This is a genomic window from Haemophilus sp. HMSC61B11 (assembly GCF_001838615.1).
GTDB classification, from domain to species: domain Bacteria; phylum Pseudomonadota; class Gammaproteobacteria; order Enterobacterales; family Pasteurellaceae; genus Haemophilus_D; species Haemophilus_D parainfluenzae_AD.
This window is the reverse complement of record NZ_KV837988.1, coordinates 50,917-69,159: the sequence shown is the minus strand read 5'-3', so window position 1 is coordinate 69,159 and position 18,243 is coordinate 50,917. Positions and strand designations below refer to the sequence as shown.

The window sequence follows — 18,243 nt, the reverse complement described above, 5'->3', positions numbered from 1 at the left end:
AAGTGCGGTCAAAAATGACCGCACTTTTTTCTTAAACCTCCCACCAAATCAACGCCCATTTACGTTGTCCGTGTTTTATCGGTTCATTGTTTATTTGTTTTTGTTGATAGAATTGAGCTAAGTCTTGTTTTTCTTTTTCGGTGAGATTGCCGAGAGAAAATTCCACAGAATTTAATAAATCCTCAAAGGTTTCGCCTTGGAAATGACCGGATTCGGTTTCAATAAAACTCACATTCGCGTGAATACCTTTTTGGTAAAGGCGATTAACTAAATAAATATAAGTTGGGAAGCCCACGTCATCACGGCCAATGGCTTCAAATACGCCTTCATCGAGAAAATGGCGTTGTGTCACTGAGGTTAAAAAGACGCGTTTTTTCGCCTTGCTTTGCAGTTTTTCAATCATGTCATCCAAATCATCCACAAGCGTCGAGCGAGAGGCGAGTATCACATCCGCTTGAGGCACATCATCCCAGTTATCTGCCCATGATTTATGTAGAAGGGTAATGTTGTTCAGTTGATGTTTTTCTTTGTATTGCTGCACCATATCCAACATGCCTTGGCTGTAATCGAGGGCATACACGGCTTGGCATTGTTGGGCTAAAGGAATCACAAACGTGCCGGGGCCACAGCCAATATCTAATACCGTTTCATTGGGTTGCACATTCATGGCTTTAAGCAAAGTCTCGTTGTAACGGCTTGGTTTACCCACTAAATTCTCAGCCATTTTAGGGGCTTTTTTATCCCACTTTGTGGGTGGAAGATTATAGTGATTACAGGCTTTCAGATGTTGTTGATAGAGATCGTTGAAATTAATGTCATTGATGATCATAATGGCGCCCCAAAGTGCGGTTAGTTTTCGGATTGTTTTTAAATTGCTTGATGATTATATGCTTTCTCCCACTGAAAATCATTTGAAAATGATTGACGCAAACGTTTTCGTTTTGGTGTGTTTTCCTTTATAATAGCCCGCGATTTTCATCTCAAACACAACTCAAAGGTACCCGTATGTTTCAAACTTTTCGTGGCTCACCCGCCCTTTCTGAATTCCGTATTCAAGGTTTAATGCAAAAATTCCAACAAAATCAATTACCGGTAAAATCGGTTTATGCGGAATATTTGCATTTTGTGGAATTAAATCGACCGCTTGTTAGCGAGCAGGAAGCTAAATTAAAAGCATTGTTACATTACGGTCCAACCTTGGCAGAACACGATGCCAAAGGTGAAACCTTTATCGTGATTCCACGCGTTGGCACGATTTCTTCTTGGTCTTCTAAAGCGACGGACATTGCGCATAACTGTGGTTTAAATGAAGTAGAGCGTATTGAACGTGGTTTGGCGTATTATTTTGAGTTAAGCCAACCGCTTGATGAAAAAACAACAGAAAAATTGACCGCACTTTTACATGATCGAATGATGGAAACCGTGGTGCGTCGTCCTGAAGATGCAGAGATCTTATTCCGCCATCAAGATCCGAAACCGTTCAAAACCGTGGATATTTTAAAAGGTGGACGTGAAGCCTTAGTGACAGCCAACGTAGAATTAGGCTTAGCACTGGCAGAAGATGAAATTGATTATTTGGTGGAAAATTTCACCCAATTAGGGCGCAATCCGCACGATATTGAACTTTATATGTTCGCGCAAGCCAACTCTGAGCACTGTCGTCATAAAATCTTTAATGCGGATTGGATTATCGACGGCAAAAAACAGGATAAATCCCTGTTTAAGATGATTAAAAATACCTTTGAGAAAACTCCTGATTTCGTGCTTTCAGCCTATAAAGATAATGCTGCGGTAATGGAAGGTTCAAAAGTCGGCCGTTTCTTTGCGGATCAAGATGGGCAATATCGTTACCATAATGAAGATGCACATATCTTAATGAAAGTGGAAACCCACAACCATCCAACCGCAATTTCGCCATTCCCGGGGGCTGCGACAGGTTCAGGCGGTGAGATTCGTGACGAAGGTGCAACCGGTCGTGGTGCCAAACCTAAAGCGGGTTTAACCGGTTTCTCCGTATCAAACCTAGTGATTCCTAACTTTGAACAACCTTGGGAAAATCCGCTCTCCAAACCAAACCGTATTGCTTCAGCCTTAGATATTATGATCGAAGGCCCATTAGGTGGTGCTGCATTTAACAACGAATTTGGTCGTCCTGCGTTATTGGGTTATTTCCGTACCTATGAAGAGAAAGTTAACAGTTTCAACGGTGAGGAAGTGCGTGGTTATCATAAGCCGATTATGTTAGCGGGCGGTATCGGTAATATTCGTGGCGAACACGTTCAAAAAGGTGAAATTCCAGTCGGGGCGAAATTGATCGTATTAGGCGGCCCTGCCATGAACATCGGTTTAGGCGGTGGTGCCGCTTCTTCGATGGATAGCGGGAAATCAAAAGAAGACTTAGATTTTGCCTCTGTTCAACGTGAAAACCCAGAAATGGAACGCCGTTGCCAAGAGGTGATTGATCGCTGCTGGCAATTAGGCGAAGAAAACCCAATTCTCTTTATTCACGATGTGGGTGCAGGCGGTTTATCCAACGCCATGCCTGAATTAGTACACGATGGCGAACGTGGCGGTAAATTTGATTTACGTTCCATCCTTTGCGATGAAAAAGGCATGTCACCATTGGAAATTTGGTGTAACGAATCACAAGAACGTTATGTATTAGCGGTTGCGCCAGAAAAACTCGAATTATTTACCTCACTTTGTGAACGTGAGCGCGCGCCGTTTGCAGTCATTGGCGAGGCAACAGAAGAAAAACATTTAACCTTGCACGATAGTCATTTCGACAATAACCCAATTGATTTACCGATGAATGTGTTATTAGGCAAAACGCCAAAAATGACGCGTGAGGTTTCGTCAAAAACTGTCGAAAATCGACCGCTTGCAACAGAAAATATTCAATTAAAAGAAGCCTTCCATCGCGTATTACGCTTACCGGTAGTGGCAGAAAAAACGTTCTTAATTACCATTGGTGACCGTTCGGTAACCGGTATGGTAGCGCGTGATCAAATGGTTGGCCCATGGCAAATTCCGGTGTCTGATGTAGCTGTTACAACCGCTTCGTTAGACAGCTATCACGGTGAAGCGATGGCAATGGGTGAACGTGCACCGGTGGCATTATTAGACTTCGGGGCTTCTGCACGTTTAGCGGTGGCTGAATCCATAACCAACATTGCAGGCACCAACATTGGCGATATTAAACGCATCAAACTGTCTGCAAACTGGATGTCTGCGGCAGGACATGGTGGTGAAGACGCTGGCTTATATGAAGCGGTGAAAGCGGTAGGTGAAGAACTTTGCCCTGCATTAGGCATTACCATTCCAGTGGGGAAAGACTCTATGTCGATGAAAACCACTTGGGAAGAAAACGGTGAGAAAAAATCGGTAACAGCTCCGCTTTCTTTAGTGATTTCCTCTTTTGCGCGCGTGGAAGATGTCCGCAAAACCGTGACACCTCAATTACGCACAGACAAAGGCGCAAGCCGTTTATTGTTGATTGATTTAGGTGAAAGAAAAAATCGCTTAGGCGCGACCGCACTTGCGCAAGTGTATAAACAATTAGGTGACAAACCGGCTGATGTGGTGAACGTAGCCAAACTGAAAAACTTCTTCGATGCAATGCAAGCATTAGTAGCAGAGCGTAAATTATTGGCTTACCACGACCGTTCGGACGGTGGTTTAATCACCACCCTTGCAGAAATGGCATTTGCGGGTAATTGTGGCGTGGATGTGGATATTTCTGCATTAGGCGATAATGATTTAGCCGTGTTATTCAATGAAGAATTAGGTGCAGTGATCCAAGTATCAGAAAGTGAATTAAGTGCGGTGCGTGAGGTATTAAAAGCCCATGACTTGCTTGGTTTAACTTATGAACTCGGTTCTGTAAGCTTAGAAGATCGTTTTGAAATCACGCGTGGTAGCAAAAAACTATTAAGCGAAAAACGTTCTGAATTACGCGGTATTTGGGCAGAACTCACTCACCAAATGCAACGCTTACGTGATAACCCAGAATGTGCTGATCAAGAATTTGAAGCGAAAAAAGCAACCGACAACAAAGGCTTATCTGCTCACTTAACTTATGATGTGAATGAAGATATTGCCGCGCCTTACATCAGCAAAGGCGTGAAACCAAAAGTGGCCGTATTGCGTGAACAAGGTGTAAACAGCCACGTTGAAATGGCAGCGGCTTTTGACCGTGCAGGCTTTGCAGCAATTGATGTTCACATGAGTGATTTAATGGCGGGCCGTTACAACTTAAACGACTTCAATGCGATGGTTGCCTGTGGTGGCTTCTCTTACGGTGACGTATTAGGCGCTGGTGGTGGCTGGGCGAAATCCATTTTATTTAACCCACAATTACGCGATCAATTCAGCCAATTCTTCGCCAATGAAAACACCCTTTCATTAGGCGTATGTAATGGCTGTCAATTTATCTCCACCCTTGCGGAAATTATTCCTGGTGCAGAAAACTGGCCACGTTTCGTGCGTAATAAATCAGAACGCTTTGAAGCGCGTGCCGCGATGGTGAAAATCAACGACACCAACTCATTGTGGTTTAAAGGCATGGCGGGTTCACATATGCCGATTGCCGTTTCTCATGGTGAAGGTCGCGTAGAATTCAAAACACCTGAGAATTTGACCGCACTTCAAGCGCAAAACTTGATTGTGGCGCAATATATCGACAGCCATTTAAACGTGACTGAAACCTATCCGGCTAACCCGAACGGTTCGGCATTAGGGATTACCGCCATTTCTAACGTGGATGGTCGTATCGCCGCGATGATGCCACACCCAGAACGTGTATTCCGTGCCGTGAGCAACTCATGGTATCCAGAAGATTGGTCTGAAGATGGCGCATGGATGAGAATTTTTAGAAATGCGAGAGTGAATTTCAAATAATGTGAAATTGATCACGGAAAATTAATTAAAAATAAGAGATACTAAGAAATTGGTATCTCTTTTTTTATTGCATAAATCTGATCAATAAAAAAATACCAACAATATTAGCGAGTAATATTGTTAATAATTTATATAAATATTTTATATAAAAATTCTTGGGCATTATGCCCGTTATATCCATTGAACTATATAAGGAGTTCTTAATGAGTAGTTTAGTTACATTGCTAGCTAATATTGTTGCGCCATTGCAACGCCAATTTATTAACTTTATCCGCATTGCGATTTGTGTTGTGATGGTTTGGATTGGAGGCTTAAAAGTTTGCCAATATGAGGCCGATGGTATCGCACACTTTGTGTCAAATAGTCCTTTCTTAAGCTTCCTTTACAAAAACGGTGCAAATGAAGTGACAAATGATAAGGGTGTTTTAGTGAAAGAATATACCTTATATAAAAACCCTGAAGGCAAAATGGTCGCAAAAAATATCGAATGGCATAAAGCCAACGGCACCTACACAGCTTCTTATATTATTGGCGCAATCATTGTGACAATTGGTATTTTAGTATTAGCGGGGATTTGGTCTCCAACATTAGGTTTATTTGGTGGTTTACTCACCTTTGGCATGTCGATAGTCACGCTGTCGTTCCTGATATTTACGCCAGAAACCTGGGTGCCGAATTTAGGTGGGGACTTCCCAACCCCTAATTATGGCTTCCCATATCTCTCAGGTGCTGGCCGACTCGTGATTAAAGATATTATTATGATGGCAGGCGGCTTAGTTGCTGCAGCAGAATGTGCTAAACGCTATTTAGAGAATAAAAAACAATTTGCTTAATTGATTTGTTGTAAAAGGCTTGCTGGGATAAACAGCAAGCTTTTTTTACTAAGATATAAAAATTATTAATAAATTAAATAGTTAATAATATTTATGATCAATTATCGTGTTCCCCCTAAAATCTAGAGCGTGGATTTCCATAGGGTAAGAAACTTATGGCGTCTAGAAAATTAGTTTTAATGTAGATTTGCAGAAGTTGATAATAAAAAATAGCAGAAAGTTGATTCATCTGATTTTTTGAACAAGATTATAAGTTTACAGCTGGGATTATTATGTTTAGTAATGATAAGTCTGAGAATAAAAAAATAAATATTATTGAAACTTTTTTGCGTCAGTATCTTCCTTTGATGAGTGTTTTTTCATCTGTTTTTGGTATTGGTGTTATTTGGTTTTATTTAAGAAATATTGATAGATTAGATATTTTCACGCAGATTAATTTTTCTGCTTACGGGGTTATCTCTATTGCACTATTTTTCCTATTATTCTTTTTTTATTTCTTTTTGCCATTTTTTATGATTGAATTTATAAATTTTATAAAGCCAACTACTCAGTTTATAAATTCTTTAGAGCCTTTTGCAAGAAGAAGAGTAAAGATTCTTTATGCCATAAATCAACCAAAAGCTATACTACTGATATTGGTTTTGTTTTGGATGTATAACATCAATGATTATGATGATAAATCAAAGTGTTTTATTATTTTTTTAACCTTGATTTTGATAGTTTTAATTCTCATGTCTTATGTGCTTTCTTTTGATGTTTGTCGAGATGATTTCAAAAAATTTGACCGAAATTCCTTTTTATATTCTTTTCTTTTTTTAATATCTTTTAAGATTTTATATGAAATATCAGAAAATGATTTTAATTTTTTTATTCTTATTTTGATATACTTGTTTTCGTTGTTTTTATCTAATTGCATTATATCTTTATCTGGAAAAAATAAATATAGATTCCTAGCTTATATGATGTTTTTAACTATAGTACTTATAGTGTTTTTTCATTCACATGAATTTAAGTTGCAAAGAATGATACTAAGCCCAGTAGGGATTGTCCAAAGTCCATCACAAAGTGGATGGTACCTTTTGAAAAATGGAGATTTCCTAGAGTTGATAGAAAATAATAAATTCAAAAAACGTGTAAAAACTATTAATGAAAGAACTTATACTTATATTAATGGTTATCTTATTTTGAATGTTGGGAATGTGAGAGTAATTTGTCCACACGATTTTGAGTCTAAAGATAATAAGAAGTCTGATACTAACAGATTGGATTTCTCTAGATGTTTAAATCTAACATCTGAAGATATTAAATTTATGAAAAAAGGTTTTCCTAGGAATAATGAAAACGTTGCACAGGTGGTTGTAGAAACCGTTATGAAAATAGATCAGCTAATAATAGTAAAAAGCTGTAAAAAAACTGAAAATCATCAAAACTAATAGCTATAAAGGTTTATGGGATAGTTCTTATACTTTAGAACATTTATAAATGTTAAGAAAAAGCGGTCAAAAATCACAAAGAATTTTGACCGCTCTTTTTATTACTTTTACTTACGTATTATTTTTGTTTTTTCAAAAATTCAACGCCAGTGTCTGGGAAGTCGGTGAATACACCAGTTGCGCCAGATTTATTCAATAACGCATCGTACATTTGATTTACGTCAGTGAAGAATTCAGGTAAAGCATCTTTACGCACGGTGTATGGGTGTAATTCCACTTTGTATTGTGCAAGTTCTTTCACTAATGGGGTGTATACGATATTGCCTGGTTTAGATTTTTCTTTATCCACTAACATGTACCAGCCTGGACCAACGCCATCAGCATATTTCACCACTTCAGCCATTGCACCTGGTTTGAACATCCAGTCGTAATCGTAGTTCACCCATTTGCCTTTCGCATCTTTTTCTTCAGTTTCATGCCAGTCAGTGTATGCTACTAATTGAACAAGTTTTAAATCCATGCCCATTTTTGGTAGCAATTCGTTTTTGATACGTTTTAACTCATTGAAGTCGAAGGTTTGTAAGTAAACCATGTCTGATTTCTTGTCGTAACCGTATTTTTTCAACACTTTAAGGGTTTCAACTGCAATGTCTTTGCCATTTTGGTGGTGGAACCAAGGTGCTTTGATTTCAGGGTAGATACCCACTTTTTTACCGGTAGATTTTTCTAAACCTTGGATGAATTCTAACTCATCTTCAAAAGTATGGATTTTGAAGTGTGATTTCCAAAGTGGGAAACGACCTGGATATACTGCAACTTGTTTACCATCTTTAGTTTCAAAGTTTTCAGTCATATTTAAACTTTGAATTTCTTTTAAGGTGAAGTCGATTACATAATAACGACCATCTTTACGATGACGATTTGGGAATTTTTGTGCGACGTCAGTTAAACCATCTAAGAAGTGGTCATGGATAACCACTAAACGGCCGTCTTTTGTCATCGCTAAGTCTTGTTCTAAGTAGTCTGCATGTTGTGCAAATGCAAGCGCTTTAGACTCAAGTGTATGCTCTGGTAAGTAACCACTTGCACCACGGTGAGCAATGATAATTTTGTCTGATTTCATAGTGTCCACAGAAGAGTGTGCGCTACATCCTGCAAGTACGCCTGCAGCTAATAAAGAAAGCGCTAAAGTTTTGAGTTTCATTGTGTGTTCTCCTTGATTTACTTATTACATCTTGGTTTCATGTCGTAAAAATAGATTTCACTAATTTCACGGTCATATCCTGGATAAAATCCTTTTGGCATCCCTAACACAATTTGTTTGCCTCGGTTTGCATGGACAAGCAGTTGTTTCGTTTTCGGATTCACATTCAAGCCTTCGACTTCGCCGACATCTCGAATGTCATTCAATGTTTTTTCTAAAACAACGCGAGCTTTATTATTTTTATCTGAAATTTCTACACGATAAATATGATCGGGTTCTTTTTCATCTGCCGTACCATCATCAGATGTAACGTAGAGATCACCGTTATAGGCATAAACCCCTTGAATCCATTGTGGAACAGGTTGTAAATGCACTTTACGTTTATATTTACCTGTTGAAAGATCATATTCATATAAATAACGGCCACTTTCTTCACCAACCCAAGATGCCATCCAAACTGAATTGTGAACGGTATCTACAGTGATGCCGGAAACTTCGACTTGACCTGACTCAGGATTAAAATCAACTGATCTTTTTAATGCGAGGGTTTCAGGATCGTGAATCGCAATTTGAATATTTTTACCTACGCCGGCATCAAACCATTCGGAGGAAACATAAAGTTCATTGTTGTAGATATCAATGTCGCCAATGTGATTGGCTTCCTTTTGGTAGCCGACAAAAGGATCTTTATTTTCTTTAATCAGTTTCCCATTCATATCGTATTTAGCGAGCGTTTTACTGCCTGATACATATAAATATTTACCATCAGTGGTAATGCCTTGACGTCCGTTGACTTCGAGCACCTTGTCTAATTTATAAGTATAAGCGGGGAGTGCTGAACGATAGGGCGCTTCACAAGTTTGATTTGCTAATGCTGCATTTGCCATAACTGCCGCGCCTAACATAATGGTTAATTTATTCAATTTCATCACATTATCTCCTTTTAAAGTGCGGTTAAAAATTCAGTTGTTTTTGTAATAAAAAAGGCGGCAAGCCTTCGCCTGTCGCCTTTAATTTATAGATTATTTAGTACCGTAGGTATCGCCTAATTTAGCTTTATGTTTACCTTCTTCAACCATTACGATGAAGAGTAATAACACCGCTAAGATACCACCGCCGATCATGACGTAGAAACCGCCGTCCCAGCCATAGTGTTGTGCTGCCCAACCGATAACAGCTGATGCTGATACTGTACCGCCTAAGTAACCGAATAAACCGGTGAAACCTGCTGCTGTACCTGCTGCTTTTTTCGGTGCAAGCTCAAGAGCGTGTAAGCCGATTAACATTACAGGACCGTAGATTAAGAAACCGATTAAGGTCATTAAGATGAAGTCAGTTAATTGATATGGGTTTTCATACCAAGCTGCATAGTTTGCAAGCTCTGCTTCAGGTGTAGCTGGGTTCATCCAGTATGCTACAACTGCTGCGGTAGTTAAGATCATGAAGATGAAACCGGTTAAACCACGTTTACCTTTGAAGACTTTATCTGATACCCAACCACATAATAATGTACCTGGAACTGCTGCTAATTCATAGATTGTGTAAGCCCATGCGGTACCTTTGATGTTGAAGTGTTTTACTTCACTTAAGTAAACTGGAGACCATTTCAATACGCCGTAGCGGATTAAGTATACGAATACGTTAGCAATCGCGATGTACCATAACAATTTGTTTTTCAATACATAAGTGACGAAGATTTCTTTTGTGCTTAAATCGTTTTCGTAAGTTTTTTCGTTATAGTCATCTGGGTAGTCATTACGCCATTTTTCGATTGATGGTAAACCACAAGATTGTGGAGTATCACGCATCACGAAGTAAACTGGAATTGCACAGATCATTGCCGCAATACCCGGATAGTAGAGGGATTGTTGCCAAATATCTTTTGCTTGTGCTTCGACACCATGAGTGCTGAAGAAGACGGCACTTGCTAATAGCACCATTGCACCCGGCATCATACCACCGATGTTGTGCGCGGTATTCCAGATAGATACGATAGTACCGCGTTCTGATTTAGACCACCAGTGTACCATTGTACGACCACATGGAGGCCAACCCATACCTTGGAACCAACCATTTAAGAAAATCATTACCCACATGATGGCCACGCCAGAGGTTGCCCATGGGAATAAACCCATCATGGTCATACAAAGACCAGAAAGCAATAAACCAAATGGTAAGAATACGCGAGGGTTCGAACGGTCAGACATACCTGCCATGACGAACTTAGATAAACCGTAGGCAAGACCAGCCGCTGAGCCGATAACACCTAGTTGCGCTTTAGTGTACAAGCCCTGTTGAATTAAACCGGGTTGTGCTAAGTCAAAGTTTGCACGTACAAAATAGTAAGCAGCATAACCAAAGAAGATCCCTGCAAACACTTGCCAACGTAAGCGTTTATACGTGGAATCAATTTTCTCCGCTGGAAGTTCCGCAATATGCGGAGCGGGTTTAAATGGTCCAAACATAATTTCTCTCCAATATCATTTTAATTATGAGTCCACCCCCATGCTGGGGATAGCGTGCATAATAAAATAAAAATAGAAATTAAAAAGGGAAATAATTCAAAAATGTGATGCATTTCACAAAATATTTTTTAACAAATGAGCGAATTCGAAAATTGTGTGATCTGTCTCACAAAACAGCTTTCTTTTTCGCTCAAAATGTTGTGAATTTAACCGCTCTCTCATACAATAGCCATGGAATTTGTAACAGTTTTTACGTTTCTTTTTATTAATATTTTGGCTTTGGGGGTAACAATGGGATTATCGCCTAATATGTATCGTGATGTGGGTGATTTTTCACCTATCTCGACGGATGTGATTATCATTGGTGGCGGTGCGACAGGTGCGGGGATTGCTCGTGACTGTGCATTGCGTGGAATTAACTGTATTTTATTAGAGCGTCGTGATATTGCGACAGGCGCAACAGGCCGTAACCATGGTTTGTTACATAGTGGTGCGCGTTATGCCGTGAACGATCAGGAATCAGCAGAAGAATGTATTAAAGAAAATAAAATTCTGCGCAATATCGCTCGTCACTGTGTGGATGAAACAGAAGGTTTATTTATCACCTTACCTGAAGATTCCCTTGATTATCAAAAAACCTTCATCGAAAGTTGTACCAAATCCGGTATTGAAGCGGTCGCCATTGATCCTAAACTTGCCCAAATTATGGAACCATCAGTCAACCCTAATTTAGTGGGTGCCGTTGTGGTGCCAGATGGTTCAATCGATCCTTTCCGTTTAACGGCTTCCAACGTGATGGATGCCACCGAAAATGGCGCGAAAATGTTCACTTATTGTGAAGTAAAAAGCTTAATTCGCGAAGGTGGCAAAGTGATCGGTGTGGATGTTTACGATCACAAAAATCGTGTAAATCGTAAATTCTTTGCGCCATTAGTCGTCAATGCTGGTGGTATTTGGGGACAAGGTATCGCAGAATATGCGGATCTCAAAATCAAAATGTTCCCAGCAAAAGGCGCATTACTTGTCATGGGGCACCGCATCAACAAAATGGTCATTAACCGTTGCCGTAAACCGGCGGATGCGGACATTCTTGTGCCAGGTGATACCATTTGTGTTATCGGTACAACCTCTAGCCGTATTCCTTACGATCAAATCGATAACATGGAAGTCACCCCAGAAGAAGTAGATATCTTATTCCGTGAGGGGGAAAAACTTGCACCAAGCTTGCGTCATACTCGTGTATTACGTGCTTATGCCGGTGTACGTCCGTTAGTCGCGTCTGATGATGACCCATCTGGTCGTAACGTGAGTCGAGGTATCGTGTTGCTTGACCACGCAGAGCGTGATGGCTTAGACGGCTTTATCACGATCACTGGCGGTAAATTAATGACTTATCGCCTAATGGCAGAATGGGCAACGGATCTTGTTTGTAAAAAACTCAACAAAACCGCACGTTGTACAACCGCTGAGCGTCCATTGCCAGGTTCAACCGAAAGCCGCGCAGAAACTAATCAGAAAGTCATTTCACTTCCAAGTACGATTCGTTATTCAGCCGTGTACCGTCATGGTTCCCGTGCTACTCGTTTATTAGATAAAGAACGTCTCGATCGTTCAATGGTGTGCGAATGTGAAGCAGTAACAGCGGGTGAAGTACGTTATGCCGTTGATGAATTAAACGTCAATAACTTAGTGGATTTACGTCGCCGTACTCGTGTGGGTATGGGAACTTGCCAAGCTGAGCTTTGCGCATGCCGTGCTGCTGGCTTAATGAACCGTTTTGAAGTAGCAACACCTCGCCAATCCACCACACAATTAACCTCCTTTATGGAAGAGCGTTGGCGCGGTATTGAACCTATTGCATGGGGTGAAGCGATTCGTGAAGCGGAATTTACTTCATGGATGTATGGTAGCGTGTTGGGCTTAAACGATGTTCAACCGCTTGAAACTGACAAACAGCAAGGGACGGATAACAATGAATTTTGATGTAGTGATTATTGGTGGTGGCCTTGCAGGTTTAACTTGCGGCATCGTCCTACAAGAACAAGGCAAACGTTGTGTCATTATTAATAACGGCCAAGCAGCGATTGATTTTGCATCCGGCTCATTGGATTTATTAAGCCGTTTACCAAATGGTACGTTTGTTAAAAATATTCCTGAAAATTTGACCGCACTTTCTGCTCAATTACCACAACACCCTTATAGCATTATGGGGGCTGAACGTGTATTAGCGAAAGCGCAAGATTTCGAAAAATTAGCGGAATCATTAAATTTAGATTTAATTGGTTCAACTGCAGAAAATCATCTTCGCGTAACGGGTTTAGGTAGCTTACGTGGTGCATGGCTTTCACCAAATAGTGTGCCAACTGTACAAGGCGAAACCCCATTCCCTTATAAAAAAATTGCGGTTTTAGGCATTGAAGGCTATCACGATTTCCAACCAGAATTATTAGCGGATAACCTTACACTCAATCCACAATTTGCACATTGTGAAGTGAAAACGGGCTTTTTAAATATTCCTGAATTAGATCAGTTACGTGCAAATTCGCGTGAATTCCGTAGTGTGAACATTGCACAAGTTTTAGAATATAAACTGAAATTTGATGATCTTGTGGCTGAAATGAAAGAAGCGGCGAAAGGTACAGAAGCGATTTTCTTACCGGCTTGTTTCGGTTTAGAAAATCAAGAGTTTATGGAGTCACTTCGTAAAGCAACTGGCTTGCCATTATTTGAATTACCAACGTTACCGCCTTCTTTATTAGGTATGCGTCAACGTATTCAATTACGCCATCGTTTTGAGAAATTAGGTGGACTCATGATGAATGGTGACAGCGCATTAAAAGCACATTTTCATGGCAACAAAGTTCGCGCGATTCAAACACGTTTGCACGAAGAGGAAGAAATTACGGCAGAGCATTTCGTCTTAGCTTCTGGCAGTTTCTTCAGTAAAGGTTTAGTCTCTGAATTCGATAAAATCTACGAACCCGTATTCCATTCTGACATCATCGGTGTGGAAGGCTTTAACGATACGGATCGTTTTACCTGGACAGATCACCGTTTCTCAAATCCACAACCGTACCAATCTGCGGGCGTAGCGATTAATGCACAATGCCAAGTGCAAAAGAGCGGTCAATTTTTAACGAATTTATATGCGGTGGGTAATGTGATTGGTGGTTTCAATGCCTTAGAACTCGGTTGTGGTTCAGGCGTGGCAGTGGTAACAGCGCTTGCTGTTGCTGATGAAATTCTTCACAACACACATTAAGGAGGCGTTATGAACATTCAACAATTAATTGATAATGCAAAACAATCCCTTAATGCACCACAACATCATCATGCCTTTGATGAAAGCTTTGAGAGCTGCATTAAATGTACAGCTTGTACTGCAGTATGTCCGGTTTCGCGTCAAAATCCAAACTACCCAGGTCCAAAACAATCGGGCCCGGATGGTGAGCGTTTACGCTTAAAATCAGCCGAGCTTTATGATGAAGCATTGAAATACTGTACCAACTGTAAACGTTGTGAAATTGCGTGTCCGTCTGATGTAAAAATCGGCGATATTATCGTTCGTGCAAGAAACAAATACCTTGCTCAACAACACAAGCCCGCAGTGCAAAAATTACGTGATGCGATTTTAAGTAACACCGATATTATGGGTTCACTTAACACACCGCTTGCACCAATTGTGAATACGATTACGGGCTTGAAAGCGACAAAATTTGTGTTGGAAAAAGCGTTAAAAATCAGCCGTCATCGTACGTTACCAAAATATTCCTTTGGTACATTCCGTAGCTGGTATATGAAAAAAATGTTGGAAAGCCAACAAAAATTCGAACGTAAAGTGGCGTATTATCATGGCTGTTATGTGAACTACAATAACCCACAATTGGGCAAAGAATTTATTCAAGTATTCAATGCCATGGATATTGGCGTGGTGCTATTGGAAAAAGAAAAATGCTGTGGCTTGCCATTAAGCGTGAACCAATTCCCAGAACGTGCGAAAAAAATCGCGCAATTTAACACCGATTACATCAGCAAAATGGTGGATGAAAATGGCTTGGATGTGATCAGTGAAGCATCAAGTTGTGCCTTAAATTTACGTGATGAATATCATCATATTTTAGGTATCGACAATGCCAAGGTTCGTCCGCATATTCACATGGTGACACCATTCTTATATCAACTCTTTAAAGAAGGTAAAACTTTACCACTTAAACCACTGAAATTGCGTGTGGCTTATCACACCGCATGTCACGTGGATAAAGCGGGTTGGGCACCCTACACCTTGGAAGTGTTAAAACAAATTCCAGATTTAGAAGTAGTGATGTTACCATCACAATGTTGTGGTATCGCAGGAACATACGGTTTCAAAGAAGAAAACTACGAGGTTTCCCAATCTATCGGTAAAAACTTATTCGATAACATCAATGCAGGCGGATTTGATTACGTAATCTCTGAATGCCAAACTTGTAAATGGCAGATCGATATGTCATCTAACGTGACTTGTATCCATCCATTAACATTATTGTGTATGTCAATGAATCAAGTTTAGTGAAAAGAGCGGAAACTGATAAAAAAAAGTGACCGCTCTTTTTGTTATTCAATCCAATATGGAGAATTAATTATGCAAAAAATCTTCAAAGTTTCCTTACTTGCTGTGCTTTCATCCCTTGCGGTCAACAGCTTTGCCAGCACGGCAGAAGTGAAAGTGCTTGAGCCTCAATTAAATTACCAACAACTTCTTACTCAAAGACAGGTTGTGGATGAGTTGCTTGAACAAGCAGTGAAAATCCAAAACTCGCCGGCTCGTGTGTCAAATGCAGGTTTTACGGCGAAACTTCCTTCTAATATGGAGCGTATTGCGGATCTTTTATTGGAAGCGTATAAGCTTGAGCCTTATCGTGTGGATTTTTTGTTTGGCGCAGCGAATGCCAATATTTATAACGGTAATACAGATAAAGCCATTGAGCTTTACCAAAAAGTGCTTGATGTGGCGCCAGATGATGTGAAAGCCCACACTTACTTGGCAGCATGGAATCGTTTTAAAGGCAATCAAGCAGAAACTACTAAACATTTAGAACGCTTAAAACAACTTTCACCAGAAAGTGCGAGCAAATTAGAAAAAGTCTTTGCCGTGATTGATAAAGCGGCTAATCAGCCAATTACCGATAAACTCGAAACCAAGTTACCTGCACAATCTGCAATTATTACATTGGGCTATGCGTTAAACCCAGATGGTAGCATGCATGATATTTTGGTGCAACGTTTAGAGAAAACTCTAGAAATTGCGAATCAAAATCCAGATGCGTTAATTATTGTGACAGGCGGTGTGCCACAAAACAATAAAACCGAAGGGGATTTGATGAAGCAATGGTTGATTGAGAAAGGCGTGGATGCAAATCGTATTTATTCTGATAACTATGCACGTTCAACAGTCGAAAATGCACTTTTCTCCCGTTACTCTTTAGCGAAACATAAAATCAAACATGCTGTGTTGATTAGTTCGGGTAGTCACGTTCGTCGCGGACAAGCGTTATTTGAAATTGCGACGCAAGAATCTGGTCCACAAGGTCTTGTGATTGAAACGGTCGCCGCATTGGATAAACCGTTAGATCAGTTACAAAAAATTACGGAGAAAGACTTGCTGGGTATTTATCGTGACAGCTTAAAAACCATGGGATTGCCAATGTTTAACAGCGGTGCATTGCAAGATTAATTAATCTTCCAAAAACAAAAGTGCGGTGAAATTTCACCGCACTTTTTTATTTTCTCGTTCGATTAAAGAATATGTTGATATTGTTCTAACATTTCTTTTGGCCATACGCTTGATTGCACTTCACCAATGTGTTTTTTGTGAAGTAAAAGCATTGCCATACGAGATTGACCGATACCACCACCGATGGTGAGAGGTAATTTGCCGTTTAATAAATCTTGGTGCCAATCCATTTTTAAGCGATCTTCATCACCAGTTAAACTAACTTGTAAACGTAACGCGGATTCATCCACACGAATACCCATTGAAGAAAGCTCAAACGCTTTACCTAACTCAGCGTTCCACACCAAAATATCACCGTTTAAACCTTTGTAGCCATTTTCAGATTCTGTTGTCCAGTCATCGTAGTCAGGTGCGCGACCATCATGTGGTTTACCATCTGATAATTTGCCACCGATACCAATTAAGAACACGGCGCCATATTCTTTACAAATGGCGTTTTCACGCTCTTTGCTTGAAAGATCTGGGTAGCGTTTCACTAAATCTTCACTATGTACGAAAGTGATTTCTTTTGGCAAGCTTGATGGAATGTCAAAGCGTGCTTCTACCGCTAATTCAGTTAAACGGATTGCACGATAGATAGAACGTACCGTTTCTTTTAAATAAGCAAAGTTACGACGACCTTCAGGAATGACTTTTTCCCAGTCCCATTGGTCCACATAAACAGAGTGAGTTTGATCCAATGAATCTTCATCTGGACGTAATGCTTTCATATGAACAAATAAGCCTTCACCTTCTTTAAAGTGGAAACGAGCGAGAGTATGGCGTTTCCATTTAGCCAACGAGTGAACCACTTCATAAACCGCATTTGGGATACATTTCACGTTTACTTGAACAGCTTTCTCAATGCCTGATAAGTTATCTTGCATACCGTTACCAACTTCACTAAGGATTGGACCCTGTACTTCGATAATGCCAAGTTGTTCAATCAAGTTTTGAGTAAAGGTGTTCTTTACAAAGCTGATTTCTTGTTGTTGTAAAATAAACGTCTTTTTCATATTTATCCTTCTTTTTATAATAACTGCTAAGATTTGTTGTGCATTATTCAATAAAATGACAAATTATTTCAAGTAATTTCTTTACATTGTTTTAAATGTTGAATATTATCAAAAATAAAGAAGATATTTTGAAAAAGATCTAATAAGGAGTGTTTTATGAACAATATCGATACACTTGATCGCCAAATTCTCCGTGTACTGACTAAAGATGCTCGTACACCTTATGCAGAAATGGCCAAAAACTTTGGCGTGAGCCCGGGTACAATTCATGTTCGTGTAGAGAAAATGCGTCAGTCTGGCCTGATTGAAGGGACAAAAGCGATTATTGATGAGCGTAAGTTGGGTTACGATGTGTGTTGCTTTATTGGCATTATTTTGAAAAGTGCAAAAGATTATGAAAAAGTGATTAAAAAGCTAGACACCTTTGATGAAGTGGTGGAAGCCTATTACACCACGGGTAACTATTCGATTTTTATTAAAGTGATGACACATACGATTGCTGAATTACATTCTGTGCTGGCGACTAAAATTCAGCTAATTGATGAAATTCAATCGACGGAAACCTTGATTTCTATGCAAAATCCTATTTTACGAGACATTAAACCTTAAATGTCATCGAAACAATAAAGGCGTGTATTAAA

13 protein-coding genes are annotated in these 18,243 nt (G+C 39.8%); 8 read left to right on the top strand and 5 right to left on the bottom strand.

Annotation, left to right across the window (positions count from 1 at the left end; all coding sequences use genetic code 11):
• Window positions 1-31: 31 nt before the first annotated feature.
• Entirely contained in the window at window positions 32-829 is a 798-nt protein-coding gene (locus HMPREF3263_RS06895; protein WP_070853123.1) for a class I SAM-dependent methyltransferase, read from the bottom strand.
• 176 nt (window positions 830-1,005) lie between these two features.
• Between HMPREF3263_RS06895 and purL the strand changes: the two genes are divergently transcribed.
• The 3 genes from purL (at window position 1,006) to HMPREF3263_RS06880 (ending at window position 7,165) form a co-directional block, all read left to right on the top strand.
• Window positions 1,006-4,899, top strand: a complete 3,894-nt coding sequence (gene purL / locus HMPREF3263_RS06890; RefSeq protein ID WP_070853122.1) for a phosphoribosylformylglycinamidine synthase — start codon at window positions 1,006-1,008, stop codon at window positions 4,897-4,899.
• Between the two features lie 203 nt (window positions 4,900-5,102).
• Window positions 5,103-5,732: a YkgB family protein gene (locus HMPREF3263_RS06885; protein ID WP_005646193.1), complete on the top strand. Its 630-nt coding sequence runs from the start codon at window positions 5,103-5,105 to the stop codon at window positions 5,730-5,732.
• Between the two features lie 272 nt (window positions 5,733-6,004).
• The gene (locus tag HMPREF3263_RS06880; protein ID WP_070853121.1) at window positions 6,005-7,165 is read left to right on the top strand and encodes a hypothetical protein; all 1,161 of its coding nucleotides are present in this window, start codon (window positions 6,005-6,007) and stop codon (window positions 7,163-7,165) included.
• A 118-nt stretch (window positions 7,166-7,283) separates the two neighbouring features.
• Here the strand turns inward: HMPREF3263_RS06880 and glpQ are convergent, their stop codons facing one another.
• The 3 genes from glpQ to glpT all read right to left on the bottom strand — a co-directional run bounded on the left by glpQ (window position 7,284) and on the right by glpT (window position 10,834).
• Window positions 7,284-8,369, bottom strand: a complete 1,086-nt coding sequence (gene glpQ, locus HMPREF3263_RS06875; RefSeq protein ID WP_049371947.1) for a glycerophosphodiester phosphodiesterase — start codon at window positions 8,367-8,369, stop codon at window positions 7,284-7,286.
• 17 nt (window positions 8,370-8,386) lie between these two features.
• On the bottom strand, window positions 8,387-9,298 hold the full coding sequence (locus tag HMPREF3263_RS06870; RefSeq protein WP_049371946.1) for a YncE family protein: 912 nt from the start codon (window positions 9,296-9,298) through the stop codon (window positions 8,387-8,389).
• Between the two features lie 93 nt (window positions 9,299-9,391).
• Window positions 9,392-10,834, bottom strand: a complete 1,443-nt coding sequence (gene glpT / locus HMPREF3263_RS06865; protein WP_049371945.1) for a glycerol-3-phosphate transporter — start codon at window positions 10,832-10,834, stop codon at window positions 9,392-9,394.
• A 291-nt stretch (window positions 10,835-11,125) separates the two neighbouring features.
• Here glpT and glpA point away from each other — a divergent pair, with 291 nt between their 5' ends.
• The 4 genes from glpA to HMPREF3263_RS06845 all read left to right on the top strand — a co-directional run bounded on the left by glpA (window position 11,126) and on the right by HMPREF3263_RS06845 (window position 16,547).
• On the top strand, window positions 11,126-12,817 hold the full coding sequence (glpA, locus tag HMPREF3263_RS06860; RefSeq protein WP_070853120.1) for an anaerobic glycerol-3-phosphate dehydrogenase subunit A: 1,692 nt from the start codon (window positions 11,126-11,128) through the stop codon (window positions 12,815-12,817).
• The gene (gene glpB / locus HMPREF3263_RS06855; protein WP_005697407.1) at window positions 12,807-14,096 is read left to right on the top strand and encodes a glycerol-3-phosphate dehydrogenase subunit GlpB; all 1,290 of its coding nucleotides are present in this window, start codon (window positions 12,807-12,809) and stop codon (window positions 14,094-14,096) included. The genes glpA and glpB overlap by 11 nt, the downstream gene beginning before the upstream one ends.
• A 9-nt stretch (window positions 14,097-14,105) precedes the next feature.
• The gene (gene glpC, locus HMPREF3263_RS06850; RefSeq protein ID WP_005697451.1) at window positions 14,106-15,383 is read left to right on the top strand and encodes an anaerobic glycerol-3-phosphate dehydrogenase subunit GlpC; all 1,278 of its coding nucleotides are present in this window, start codon (window positions 14,106-14,108) and stop codon (window positions 15,381-15,383) included.
• 72 nt (window positions 15,384-15,455) lie between these two features.
• Window positions 15,456-16,547, top strand: a complete 1,092-nt coding sequence (locus HMPREF3263_RS06845) for an ElyC/SanA/YdcF family protein (RefSeq protein WP_005697429.1) — start codon at window positions 15,456-15,458, stop codon at window positions 16,545-16,547.
• A 62-nt stretch (window positions 16,548-16,609) separates the two neighbouring features.
• On the opposite strand, the gene asnA is transcribed toward HMPREF3263_RS06845, so the two are convergent.
• Window positions 16,610-17,602 (bottom strand): aspartate--ammonia ligase, encoded by a 993-nt coding sequence (gene asnA, locus HMPREF3263_RS06840; protein WP_005697449.1) that lies wholly within the window; start codon window positions 17,600-17,602, stop codon window positions 16,610-16,612.
• 156 nt (window positions 17,603-17,758) lie between these two features.
• On the opposite strand from asnA, the gene asnC reads away from it, so the two are divergent.
• Window positions 17,759-18,211 (top strand): transcriptional regulator AsnC, encoded by a 453-nt coding sequence (asnC, locus tag HMPREF3263_RS06835; protein WP_005697406.1) that lies wholly within the window; start codon window positions 17,759-17,761, stop codon window positions 18,209-18,211.
• Window positions 18,212-18,243 lie beyond the last annotated feature (32 nt).

Excerpts from the sequence above, each read along its gene's own strand:
- HMPREF3263_RS06885 (WP_005646193.1), top strand. The coding sequence starts at position 5,103 with ATGAGTAGTTTAGTTACATTGCTAGCTAATATTGTTGCGCCATTGCAA.
- glpC (WP_005697451.1), top strand. The coding sequence starts at position 14,106 with ATGAACATTCAACAATTAATTGATAATGCAAAACAATCCCTTAATGCA.
- glpT (WP_049371945.1), bottom strand. The coding sequence starts at position 10,834 with ATGTTTGGACCATTTAAACCCGCTCCGCATATTGCGGAACTTCCAGCG.
- asnA (WP_005697449.1), bottom strand. The coding sequence starts at position 17,602 with ATGAAAAAGACGTTTATTTTACAACAACAAGAAATCAGCTTTGTAAAG.
- HMPREF3263_RS06880 (WP_070853121.1), top strand. The coding sequence starts at position 6,005 with ATGTTTAGTAATGATAAGTCTGAGAATAAAAAAATAAATATTATTGAA.
- asnC (WP_005697406.1), top strand. The coding sequence starts at position 17,759 with ATGAACAATATCGATACACTTGATCGCCAAATTCTCCGTGTACTGACT.
- glpB (WP_005697407.1), top strand. The coding sequence starts at position 12,807 with ATGAATTTTGATGTAGTGATTATTGGTGGTGGCCTTGCAGGTTTAACT.
- purL (WP_070853122.1), top strand. The coding sequence starts at position 1,006 with ATGTTTCAAACTTTTCGTGGCTCACCCGCCCTTTCTGAATTCCGTATT.
- glpQ (WP_049371947.1), bottom strand. The coding sequence starts at position 8,369 with ATGAAACTCAAAACTTTAGCGCTTTCTTTATTAGCTGCAGGCGTACTT.
- glpA (WP_070853120.1), top strand. The coding sequence starts at position 11,126 with ATGGGATTATCGCCTAATATGTATCGTGATGTGGGTGATTTTTCACCT.
- HMPREF3263_RS06895 (WP_070853123.1), bottom strand. The coding sequence starts at position 829 with ATGATCATCAATGACATTAATTTCAACGATCTCTATCAACAACATCTG.
- HMPREF3263_RS06845 (WP_005697429.1), top strand. The coding sequence starts at position 15,456 with ATGCAAAAAATCTTCAAAGTTTCCTTACTTGCTGTGCTTTCATCCCTT.
- HMPREF3263_RS06870 (WP_049371946.1), bottom strand. The coding sequence starts at position 9,298 with ATGAAATTGAATAAATTAACCATTATGTTAGGCGCGGCAGTTATGGCA.